The organism is Cyanobium sp. Maggiore-St4-Cus, assembly GCF_024345615.1.
Classification (GTDB): Bacteria; Cyanobacteriota; Cyanobacteriia; order PCC-6307; family Cyanobiaceae; genus Cyanobium_A; species Cyanobium_A usitatum.
Window position 1 is genome coordinate 1 of record NZ_JAGQBL010000025.1, and the last position, 9,631, is coordinate 9,631.

Annotated in this window: 11 protein-coding genes, 1 tRNA gene and 1 rRNA gene; 7 read left to right on the forward strand and 6 right to left on the reverse strand. The window is 60.5% G+C overall.

Translation table 11 applies throughout. The features are described from left to right. The 3 genes from KBY99_RS14630 to petB all read right to left on the reverse strand — a co-directional run. A 16S ribosomal RNA gene (locus KBY99_RS14630) occupies nucleotides 1-122 on the reverse strand; the annotation flags it as partial. 882 nt (nucleotides 123-1,004) lie between these two features. Beyond that, nucleotides 1,005-1,487 carry a cytochrome b6-f complex subunit IV gene (gene petD, locus KBY99_RS14635; RefSeq protein ID WP_106632801.1) on the reverse strand — a complete coding sequence of 161 codons (483 nt, stop codon included), beginning with the start codon at nucleotides 1,485-1,487 and terminating at the stop codon, nucleotides 1,005-1,007. 88 nt (nucleotides 1,488-1,575) lie between these two features. Then, the gene (gene petB, locus KBY99_RS14640; RefSeq protein WP_106632802.1) at nucleotides 1,576-2,259 is read right to left on the reverse strand and encodes a cytochrome b6; all 684 of its coding nucleotides are present in this window, start codon (nucleotides 2,257-2,259) and stop codon (nucleotides 1,576-1,578) included. A gap of 101 nt (nucleotides 2,260-2,360) precedes the next feature. On the opposite strand from petB, the gene ctpZ reads away from it, so the two are divergent. The 3 genes from ctpZ (at nucleotide 2,361) to minC (ending at nucleotide 5,584) form a co-directional block, all read left to right on the forward strand. Then, nucleotides 2,361-3,587, forward strand: coding sequence for a carboxyl-terminal processing protease CtpZ (gene ctpZ, locus KBY99_RS14645; protein WP_409996576.1), 1,227 nt, complete (start codon nucleotides 2,361-2,363; stop codon nucleotides 3,585-3,587). 2 nt (nucleotides 3,588-3,589) lie between these two features. After that, nucleotides 3,590-4,831, forward strand: coding sequence for an HD domain-containing protein (locus KBY99_RS14650; RefSeq protein WP_254999791.1), 1,242 nt, complete (start codon nucleotides 3,590-3,592; stop codon nucleotides 4,829-4,831). Nucleotides 4,832-4,948: 117 nt separating this feature from the next. Next, nucleotides 4,949-5,584 carry a septum site-determining protein MinC gene (gene minC, locus KBY99_RS14655; RefSeq protein ID WP_254999793.1) on the forward strand — a complete coding sequence of 212 codons (636 nt, stop codon included), beginning with the start codon at nucleotides 4,949-4,951 and terminating at the stop codon, nucleotides 5,582-5,584. On the opposite strand, the gene KBY99_RS14660 is transcribed toward minC, so the two are convergent. The 3 genes from KBY99_RS14660 to KBY99_RS14670 are packed head-to-tail and all read right to left on the reverse strand — an operon-like array spanning nucleotide 5,574 to nucleotide 7,733. Beyond that, nucleotides 5,574-6,176, reverse strand: a complete 603-nt coding sequence (locus KBY99_RS14660; protein WP_254999794.1) for a chromate transporter — start codon at nucleotides 6,174-6,176, stop codon at nucleotides 5,574-5,576. The genes minC and KBY99_RS14660 overlap by 11 nt on opposite strands. Then, nucleotides 6,173-6,724, reverse strand: a complete 552-nt coding sequence (locus tag KBY99_RS14665; RefSeq protein ID WP_254999795.1) for a chromate transporter — start codon at nucleotides 6,722-6,724, stop codon at nucleotides 6,173-6,175. Before KBY99_RS14665 ends, KBY99_RS14660 begins: the two co-directional genes overlap by 4 nt. Next, a complete protein-coding gene (locus tag KBY99_RS14670; protein ID WP_254999796.1) occupies nucleotides 6,717-7,733 on the reverse strand; it encodes a phospholipase D-like domain-containing protein in 1,017 nt (338 codons plus the stop codon). The genes KBY99_RS14665 and KBY99_RS14670 overlap by 8 nt, the downstream gene beginning before the upstream one ends. Before the next feature lie 115 nt (nucleotides 7,734-7,848). Between KBY99_RS14670 and minD the strand changes: the two genes are divergently transcribed. The 4 genes from minD to KBY99_RS14690 all read left to right on the forward strand — a co-directional run bounded on the left by minD (nucleotide 7,849) and on the right by KBY99_RS14690 (nucleotide 9,345). Further along, entirely contained in the window at nucleotides 7,849-8,667 is an 819-nt protein-coding gene (gene minD / locus KBY99_RS14675; RefSeq protein WP_254961223.1) for a septum site-determining protein MinD, read from the forward strand. A gap of 5 nt (nucleotides 8,668-8,672) precedes the next feature. Beyond that, complete coding sequence (minE, locus tag KBY99_RS14680) at nucleotides 8,673-8,987, forward strand: cell division topological specificity factor MinE (RefSeq protein ID WP_254961228.1); 315 nt, start codon at nucleotides 8,673-8,675, stop codon at nucleotides 8,985-8,987. Between the two features lie 39 nt (nucleotides 8,988-9,026). Further along, entirely contained in the window at nucleotides 9,027-9,239 is a 213-nt protein-coding gene (locus KBY99_RS14685; RefSeq protein ID WP_106632809.1) for a response regulator transcription factor, read from the forward strand. 34 nt (nucleotides 9,240-9,273) lie between these two features. Continuing rightward, nucleotides 9,274-9,345: transfer RNA gene (locus KBY99_RS14690), tRNA-Thr, on the forward strand. The last annotated feature ends 286 nt before the right edge of the window (nucleotides 9,346-9,631 follow it).

Genomic DNA, 9,631 nt, shown 5'->3' on the forward strand with positions numbered 1-9,631 from the left:
CCTGAGGGCAGATTCTCACGCGTTACTCACCCGTCCGCCACTAACCCGAAGGTTCGTTCGACTTGCATGTGTTAAGCACGCCGCCAGCGTTCATCCTGAGCCAGGATCAAACTCTCCGTTGTAGTTCACGTCCTATCGGCTTTCGCCTCAACCTGAATTGCTTCTCACCCGCTTCAACCCACTGGCGCAGGTCTCACAGTTGGAGCCCCTTCCTCTGACAGAAGGTTTCAAAGAGTGCATTCAGAAATTTCTTTCCTCTTGACTTTCCCGAATCCCAGATCCGGTCGCGCTCGCCTCTCCCATCGGCACACCAGCTCCTGTTCCCTCGTGAGAAGACAACAAAAACCAACCAACAGGCGCGTCACGCTTGTTCTTTTTTGACGGGACCTCACACCTTCACTGCTATTTCCGTCACTAGCTGATCTCTCAGCCAATAAAACCAAAGCTCCAACACCCTCCCTCTCAGGCGGTGCAGGCTCCTTTGATCCGTGACGCAGTGAAAGCGTCAGTTCCTAAACTTTTTAGTTGTCCAGGTGCTTCCGCTTCCTCCCCCTCTCGGGAGTTCTCGGCGGAACGTCGCCTCTCAGCGACTCAGAAAACTTACAACACCGTCGGCTCTCGCCTTCTTCGTCGTAAGCCTGCTCGCTTCGGGATCTTCCCCCTTGCGCGCAGTCCAAAAACATATCACCTCCTACGACCCTTTGGCAAGGACCCGTATCGAGCGCGACAGCGCATCAAGCCAAAACCATTGCGGCCAGGCATTTAGGTGCATTCCATTTGCCGTCTTCCCCCTGGCGCCGCTGCAGGCCTTTCAGCGCCAAATGCGCCAAGAGTTGGCCAACAGGGGAAGCCACTGGGGCAGGGAGGCTCCCAGAGCTCTGCCAGGGACGGGCCAAAGCAGCTGAAAGAGCCTCTCTATTCATGCCATAAAAAAAGCCGCGACCAAAGTCGCGGCTTAATGAGGGGACCTAGACAGAATGCCTGGGCTGATTTGCTCCTAAATCTCAGAACAGACCAAGGGTGAGTGACTTGTCGATCGGCATAGCTGCGCCAATGCCGAGATAAATCGCAAACACCGTGCCGAACAAGAAGGTGGCCATGGCCACGGGCCTGCGGAAAGGATTCTGAAACTTATTGAAACTCTCAATGAAGGGCACCAGCATCAGGCCCAGGGGGATCATCGTCTGCAGGGCAATGCCCAAAAGCTTGTTAGGAACGACCCTGAGAATCTGGAAGACCGGATACAGGTACCACTCAGGCAGGATCTCGAGCGGGGTTGCAAACGGGTCAGCCTTGTCGCCCAGCATGGCCGGATCCATGACTGCCAGACCAACCATGCAGCCAATGGTCCCGAGGATTACCACGGGGAACATGTAGAGGAGATCGTTGGGCCAGGCTGGCTCACCGTAGTAGTTGTGACCCATGCCCTTCGCCAACTTGGCGCGGAGCTTGGGATCGGTGAGATCGGGCTTCTTAAGGATGTGCATGGCAGCTGCCGGCAGCAGGGATCTTTGTGGTGATGGTGTGGAGCTTAAGGGGTGAGATTCGGGAGGCGAGAGGCCTCGAATCAATAGGTCACAAGGGACCAGAGATGCCCTGCTTCCGGATCATCAGGAAGTGCATCAGCATGAAAACGGCAAGCAGCCAAGGCATCACGAAGGTGTGCAGGCTGTAAAAGCGGGTCAGGGTGGACTGACCAACGCTCTCTCCACCGCGGAGAAGCTCAACCATGAAATCACCGATGACCGGAACAGCCGCCGGGACTCCAGAAACAATTTTGACGGCCCAGTAGCCGAGTTGATCCCAAGGCAAGGAGTAGCCGGTAACGCCGAAGGAAACAGTGATCACTGCCATGGTGACGCCCGTAACCCAGGTGAGCTCCCTGGGGCGCTTGAAACCACCGGTGAGATAAACGCGGAAGACGTGCAGGATCAGCATCAGCACCATCATCGAGGCGCTCCAGCGGTGCACAGACCTGATCAACCAGCCAAAGCTGACGTCGGTCATTAGGTACTGGACAGAGGAATAGGCCTCGGCCACCGTTGGCTTGTAATAGAAGGTCATCGCAAACCCAGTGGCGAACTGGATCAGGAAGCACACCAGGGTGATGCCGCCCAGGCAGTAAAAAATGTTGACGTGGGGTGGCACGTATTTCGACGAGATGTCGTCGGCAATCGACTGGATCTCAAGGCGCTCGTCGAACCAGTTGTAAACCGGGTTCGAAGCCTGTCCGGAGTTTCCAGCAGGAGTGTTCGCCATGCAGCTGGGAGGTTTGGTTGCGAGAGTCTACCGATGACCTCGAGCCGCTTGTGAGTGCCCCGCCCTTTAGGCCAGCGCCTTCTAAACCGTTTGCAACAGCCGTGAAAAACCGCTCGGCAACACTGCTGCAGCATTTGCTTGGCACCGTGCTGGGCCTGGCCCTGCTGGCAGCCAACTGCGCAACGGCCTTGGCCCTCAGCGATACCCAGCAGCTGGTGGTTGAGGCGTGGCGCCTGGTGAACCAGAGCTACGTGGATCCAGGACGCTTTGAAACGGTGCATTGGAAGCGGCTGCGCCAAAAAGCGCTCGAGCAACCAATCAACAGCTCAGGCGATGCCTACGACGCCATCGAATCAATGCTCAACCCCCTTGGGGATCCCTATACCCGCCTTTTGCGGCCTGCCGACTACGCCACCCTGCGCTCCAACACGCAGGGCACCGTGACCGGAGTGGGACTGCAGCTGGGCTTGCGCAGCAACGACCAAGCAATCGTTGTGATCGCCCCCCTGGACGGCTCCCCCGCCGCTGAAGCCCTTATCCCCAGTGGCGCCGAGGTACTGCAGGTAGATGGCCAGGACACTGGGGGGCTGGGGCTGGAACGCACCGCAGCCGCCCTGCGCGGCCCCGCCGGGAGCCGGGTGCTGGTGCAACTCAACATGCAAGGACAGCGGAGCGAAGTGGAGCTCGAACGGCGGGAGGTGGAGCTGCGTCCGGTGCGCAGCAAGCGGCTGCGGGTGGGAGAGCACACCCTCGGCTACCTGCGTATCACCCAATTTTCTGAACCGGTGCCCCAGGACGTGCAGGAAGCCCTCGCCGATCTCAACAGCAAGGCGATCGAGGGGCTGATTCTTGATCTGCGCAACAACTCCGGCGGGCTGGTGAGCGCCGGCTTAGCCGTGGCCGACGACCTGCTCAATGGCGAGCCCATCGTGGAAACCCAGGACCGTGATGGACTCAGCTCGCCCCAACAGGCCAACCCCGGCGTGCTCTTCGACGGGCCGATGCTCACCCTGGTGAACGGCGGCACAGCTAGTGCCAGCGAAATCCTGGCGGGAGCACTTCAAGACAATGGCCGCAGTGAGCTGGTGGGAGCTCAAACCTTCGGCAAAGGGCTGATTCAGACCCTGATACCCCTGGGCGACACCAGTGGCCTGGCCGTAACCGTGGCCCGTTATCTCACCCCCAGTGGCAGGGACATTCAGCACCAGGGAATCGCCCCTGATCTAGTGCTGCCCGAACCCGAACCCTTAGATCCCGGCGGAGAGGGTGACAGCTGGCTTGATGCCGCTGGCCGCTTGCTGGCCAGCCGGCTTGAAGCGACCCTCTGAATATGGGAGAGCGCACGTATCACGATCCACTGCACGGAGCGATTCGACTCGATCGCACCGATCCAGCTGAAGCCCTGGCCATCGAGCTGATCGATTCCGCTCCCTTCCAGCGCTTGCGCCGAGTACGTCAATTGGGCCCAGCCTTTCTGACCTTCCATGGAGCCGAGTCCAGCCGCTTCACCCATTCCCTCGGGGTGCTGCACCTAGCCCGCCTAGCCCTGCAACAGCTGGAGCGCCACCACCATGAACTGGCGGAACATCGAGCCGTGCTCTACGCCGCGGCGCTGCTGCACGATGTGGGCCACGCTCCCCTGAGCCACTCCGGAGAGGAGATGTATGGGCTGCACCACGAGGCTTGGTCGGGGCGGCTGATCCGGGAGCATCCAGCCTTGCGCGACCGCCTCGAAGCCCACGCCCCCGGCACGGCCAGCGTTGTGGCCGACCTGCTAGAGCACGGCCGCCACCCCTGCCCGGCGATCAAGGCCCTAGTGAGCAGCCAGCTGGACTGCGACCGGCTCGATTATCTGGTCCGCGATAGCTACAGCACGGGCACTACCTACGGGCGGCTGGATCTCGAGCGGATCCTGGCCGCCTTCACCTTGGCTCCCGATGGCCAGCTGGCGATCACCCCAAAGGGCCTGATGGCCGTGGAGCACTACCTGGTGGTGCGCAACCTGATGTATCGCAGCGTCTACAACCACCGGCTCAACGTGGTGTGCAACTGGCTGCTCAACCAGGCCATCGCCACCGCCCGACGCCTGGGACCAAAGCGAGTTTGGGCCGACCAGGTGATGGGCCGCTGGCTGTGGCACTGCGACTCTCTCGATCTGGAGTCGTTTCTTGCCAACGACGACATCCGCACTGGCTACCACCTGATGCGCTGGATGGAAGAGGGCCCGGCCGAACTGCAGGATCCTTGCGGTCGACTGCTGGAGCGGCGTCTACTCAAGGCCACCGATGTGAGTCACTGCAGCCCCGCCCAGCGACTGGAGCTCCTGGCTGCAGCGAGGCAGTTAAGCGAAGCAGAGGGCCTGAGCGCCGAAACCAGCTGCGGCCTGCAGCAGCGCCAGAGTCGCGGTTATCACCCCTACAAGGGTGGCCTGCGCCTTTGGGATGGCGAGCACCTACAGGCCCTGGAGCAGCGCTCAAGCCTGGTGCAAAGCCTCACTGTTGCAGTCGAGCTGGCCTGGCTGATCCATCCCGGTGAGGTGGCACCTAAGTTGCGCCAATTGCTGGGTCGCTGAAAGGGAATGGGGATGGAGATAAGGCCGGGGATGGATACAGGGCCGGGAATGGAGTTGGAGCCTGCTCGGGGAGCCTTGTTGGTTGCAGACGAATCTGGGCGAGGCAGCCACCGACTAGTGCTGCCCGCCTCTTGCCAAACCCCTTTGACCGCTCTGGTGCAGCAAGCGGTCGATAGTTGCGCCCTGCTCGCTAGTGGGCCAATCGAGGGCCAACTGCTGCTCGAGGCCGGGGCCTGGCGTATCGGCCTAAGCCAACTTGGCGAGCTGCAGCGCACCCTGAACGGCCGGGGGCTTGAGCTGGTGACGATCTGCAGCAGTCAGCCCCACACCCACGTAGCAGCTGCGGGGCTGGGGATCTTGAGCCAGTGGCCTAATTCAACCGCTCCAGAGAGCCCCGCCAAACCAGATTCCGACCTGCAAGTGCATCGGGGCACCCTTCGCTCCGGCGACCATCTGGAAACATCGGGCAGCGTGCTGCTGCTTGGGGACGTAAACCCAGGGGCGCGGATTTCAGCCGCAGGCCATGTGCTGGTGTGGGGGCGATTGAGAGGTGTTGCCCACGCCGGCTGTCAGGGCGACAACTTCGCCCGCATCGTGGCCCTGCAGCTACGACCGCTGCAGCTGCGCATTGCCGGGGCGGTGGCTAGGGGCCCCGAGGGCGCCCCCCCAGCCGGGTTTGCCGAAGAAGCTCGGATAGTGGCGGGCGCCATCCAAATAGACCCGGCCCAACCAGCCTGGCCCCTTAGCGGTTAATTACACCCAGACCGCCCAGCACACCGGCCACCGCCATAAACCAGAGCGGCGAAATGCGGGTGCGCAACATCAGCACGCAAACCAGAACTGACACCACCACCCCAGCCCAATTGGTGTCAGCCGTGCGCAGAATCTTGAGCCCCACGGCAAACAAAATTCCTAAGGTTATTGGCCCTAGGCCTCGCTCAAACGCCACGCGCCAGGGGGAGTGTTCAAGGCGCTTCCAACTAAGGCAGGCCATGACCATAAGCAAGGTAGAGGGCAACAGGATCGCTGCTTCGGCGCCGTAGGCGCAGAGCAGGGCCCAGAAAGGCCCCTCCCGCCAGCCGGCACCGAGACCAAGCAAACCCACCAACATTGAGCTGGGACCAGGTGCCGCCTCCGCCAGGGCATAAAGATCGGCGAATTGGGTATTAGTGAGCCAGCAAAACTGGGCCACCGCCAAATGGTGATATTCCGCCAGCAGGGTGTTGCCACCGCCAAGTGAAAACAGCGACAGCGATAAAAACTGCCACAGCACCTGCACCAAGGTGACCAAATCGGAGAGGCGAGCTGGCTCACACGCCACCGCCGCGGCCAGCAGCCCACTCATGGGTTGGTCCGCCGGCGGGGCCAATACCAAGCCATGGCCAAGGGACCGGCGATCAACACCACAGGAATCAAGCGCTGGTCAAACAAGCTGAGTGCCAGAAAGACCACTGCAGCAAGCAGCAAAGCAACCCGATCATTCCAATACTGATCAAGAATCTTGAAACCCATTGAGAGGGCCATCCCTGCTGCTGCCGCCACCACTCCGGCAAGCACCCGATCTACCGAGGGGATGGTGTGGAAATGGAAGTAGGCCAAACCCAGCCCCATCAACAGGCTGAAGGGGAGCAGCAACATGCCGGCCAGGGCTACTAAAGCGCCTGGCAAACCGTGGAACTCGGCACCGATGTACACGGCCATGTTGATCTGATTTGGCCCGGGGAAAAGGCGGGCAACCGTGAGTCCGGTGAGGAATTGCTCGTTGGACATCCAACGGCGCTGCTCGACCACAATCCGCTGGCTCCAGGCGGACAGGCCACCACCAAAGGCCGAGAGCGCCACCTGGAGCATTCCCCAGAACAACTCAGAAAGGCTGGGGCTCCGCTCAGTCATGGACGAAGTGGGGATCCGGTGGCAATTCACCGTCCTCGTGTTGGCTGGGATCAAGGGGATCTGGAGCGTGATATTTCTTTGCCGCATCCCAGTCGGCCAGGAAGGTGCTGCGCAGCCTCGCCACCACCTCGGGGGCATCGGATTCGATGCCAAGCTCGCGCCGCAGGTCAAAGGCGCTGCGATCGATGTTCATCGAACCGGTCTGGGCGTAGGCACCGTCAACCAAAAGCAACTTGGCGTGCAGTTTTAGGTGCTTCTGCCGCCGCACCTTCACACCAAAGCGCTCCATTACCCGCAGCGAAGAAAATGTGTCGTAGATGTCCCAGTCGGAGATGCCGTGCTTGCCACCACAGAGCAAGCGCACCTTCACGCCGCGCTCCCGGGCGGAAATTATTCTCTCCAAAATCACCGCATCCACAAATTTTGGGTGCTGAATCCAAAGGCTCTCGAGCGCCATATCAATGATCCTGGCCATCTGGCCGCGGCTGTGAACGCTGCTCCACACCAAGCCCACAGTGAGATCGGGATGGAAAAAGCTGCGGTTCCAGTCGGCCTCAAAGCCAGCGATCACCTGCTCCACCACAGGCACTGCATAACTGACGACCCCGTAGTCACGGGTCTCAGTGAAGTATTTGTCGCTGAGGTTAAAGGTGGCAACCAGCACGCAGGTGGAATCCACGACCAGCGACTTCTCATGGGTGACTGGAAAAGCTTCACTGGTCCAGGCCACCTGAATGCCACAGGCGCCGAGGCGGGCGTGGGCCTCATCATTCCAACGGTCGCCGCCGGAGGTGTGTGGATTAAGCATCACCCGCACCAGCACGCCACGCTGCTGCGCCCGGATCAAGGCCTGCTCAATGGTCTCCGACTGCAACTTGAACTGCTTGAGCCGAAGTGTCTCCTGGGCAGAGTCGATCAAAGCCACCACAGCCGCTGCGCCGTCATCGGGCATCACCAGCAGCTGCTGGTGATGGTGCAGATGGTTAGGCCCACCTGGGGCTTGGGTCATACCTTCTCAGAGCCTGAACACCCCTTTTAGAGCAGCTACCGCCAGTAGCAATGCCAGCCCCAATACCTGCAACTCAAGGTTTTGGCCTTAACCTGCCCTCAATCCAGCCTGTGCCGTGGCAGCCACGTCTACCCGCTACATCCTGATCTGCTCCGGCAAAGGAGGCGTGGGCAAAACCACCCTCACCGCCAACCTCGGCATAGCCCTTGCCAAGCAAGGGGCTCGCACCGCCGTTCTCGATGCCGACTTCGGCCTACGCAACCTCGACTTGTTGCTCGGCCTGGAAAACAGGATCGTTTACACAGCCCAGGAGGTGCTGGCCGAAACCTGTCGCCTGGAGCAAGCTTTGGTGAAACATAAGCAGGAGCCAAATCTGGCCTTGCTTCCCGCTGGCAATCCACGGATGCTTGAGTGGCTCCAGCCCGACGACATGCGAAAGATCGCTGCCATGCTCGGCGAGCACTTCGATTACGTTTTAATCGATGCGCCGGCAGGCATCGAGGGGGGCTTTAGGAACGCGATGGCGGCCGCACGCGAAGCAATCGTGGTCACAACACCAGAGGTTTCGGCCGTGCGCGATGCCGACCGGGTGATTGGCCTGCTCAACAGTGAAGGCGTAAAGCCGATCCAGCTTGTGCTGAACCGGGTGCGGCCAAAAATGATGGCAAATCAGGAGATGCTGGGCGTCAGCGATGTCACCGACATCCTGGCCCTGCCCCTACTTGGCCTAGTGCTGGAAGACGAACAGGTGATTGTGAGCACCAACCGCGGTGAGCCACTCACCCTCACTGGCAATAGTTCCCCTGCTGGCCGGGCTTACACCAATGTGGCCCGCCGCCTGCAGGGTGAAGAGGTGCCGCTGATCGATCCGAGCAAAGAGCGCCAAGGGCTGCGGGCCACGATCGGGCGCCTGATGCAAACCAAGATCTTCTGAAGCCGATGACCTTGCTTGATGTGATCAACAAACTGTTGGGGCGGCAGCCAGCCAGTGCCAACACGGCTAAGCAGCGACTGCAGTTAGTGCTCGCCCACGACCGCAGCGACCTCAATCCCGAGCTGCTGCAACAGATGCGCCGCGAAATCCTTGAAGTTGTGAGTCGTTATGTGGAAATCGACTTTGAGGAAGGGGATGTGACCCTGGAAACGGAGGACAGAGTCACGGCCCTGGTAGCCAACCTGCCGATTCGGCGAGCCAAGCTGCCGGCTCCTGCCCCTATCCCTGAGTCAACCCTGGAGAACGAGATCAGTTCCTGAGACGGTGTGGGAACTCTTAGGGGCAGCCACACCAATGCCATGCCCTGTTCAACTGCCTTCGAGCATTCAGAACTCTCCGCCGCAGAGCGTCGTGTGCTCGAGCAACTGGAACGGGGCTACAGCAACAAGGCAATTGCCGCCGCCTTAATTCTCAGCAGGCGCACGGTCGAAAGTCATATGTCGAGCCTGCTGGCCAAAACCGGCTGCCAAAGCCGCACCCAGCTGCTGCTCTGGGCGCTGGGTGAGCGATAAGCTCAGAACAGGAAGCCGCCAAGCGACTTCCATTGCCGGCTTAGCTCAGTGGTAGAGCAGCGCTTTTGTAAAGCGAAGGCCATCGGTTCAAATCCGTTAGCCGGCTTTTTGGTTCAGATGGGTTGCCGTAACTGGCAGAGGGGGTTTCGGGGTCTTGCGGTGATCAGCACCGAGGCCAGCGTTTATCAACCACGTTTATCAAAGGCTCATAAGCCACGGCTTGACAGATGGCCAAGGGACGCTTCGCTACCGACCTGCCTCAAAGCGGGCTACCTGGGCTCCGGTTCCGCAGGGACACCCAAATGTGGGTGGTTGGCCTACCTGTGCCCACAAACCTCAGAGCAACGATTAAGAACACGCGTGGAAAGCCCCTGAGGAGGCTTGAACGCTCC